This window comes from Aminobacter sp. P4_D5 (genome assembly GCF_056401815.1).
In genome coordinates this window covers 1-682 of record NZ_JBFUIP010000778.1, presented here as the reverse complement: position 1 = coordinate 682, position 682 = coordinate 1, and the positions used below count along the sequence as shown (strand labels likewise).

Annotated in this window: 1 protein-coding gene and 1 pseudogene; both read left to right on the top strand. The window is 69.9% G+C overall.

Annotated elements, in window-relative coordinates; translation table 11 throughout:
* Nucleotides 1-459, top strand: a pseudogene (locus AC1DWF_RS34945) (ABC transporter substrate-binding protein); the annotation flags it as partial.
* Nucleotides 456-682: ATP-binding cassette domain-containing protein (locus AC1DWF_RS34940; protein ID WP_476843056.1), on the top strand; the 227-nt coding region annotated here is incomplete at its 3' end. The pseudogene AC1DWF_RS34945 and the gene AC1DWF_RS34940, both read left to right, overlap by 4 nt.

Sequence of the window (682 nt, the reverse complement as noted above, 5' to 3'; positions counted from 1 at the left end):
GCGGCCAATGGCGTGGTCTTCCCGGTCCGCACCGCCACGGTCTGGGGCGGCGACGCGCCGGGCATGGCACAGGTCCGGGCCATCTCGCGCCTGAGCGACACGGCCGGCACCGCCTATCGTCCCGTGCATTACCTGGCCGGCGTCTGCGCCGCGATGCTGATGGTGGAGGCGATGGACACCGCGGCGGCGAACAATGGAGCGGTGGACGGCCCGCGCATCCGCGATGGCTTCTATGCCCGGCAGAACTGGGTTCCGGCCGGTTTCGAGGGTGTCTGCGAACCGTCCAACTTCACCGCCGAGGACCATCGCGGCACGCTCACCGTGGGTCTCTACCGGGCGGTGGTCTCGGGCGACACGACCCAGGGCAGCGTGGACGAGCTGATGCGCGCGGGCACCATGCGCCTCGACCGCGTGACCTCGATCACGCTCGATCGCCGCCGGGACTGGCTGGGCTGGTGAGCTCCAGCCTGACAGCCGGCGTGGCACCTGCGGCGGCGCGCGAGCTGCTGCTGCAGGTGAACAACATCGAGGTCGTCTACAATGACGTGATCCTCGTGCTGCGCGGGCTGTCGCTGGATGTGCCGAAGGGCGAGATCGTCGCGCTCCTCGGCGCCAACGGGGCGGGGAAGTCGACCACGCTCAAGGCTATCTCCGGCCTGCTGAAGACGGAGGAGGGCGAGGT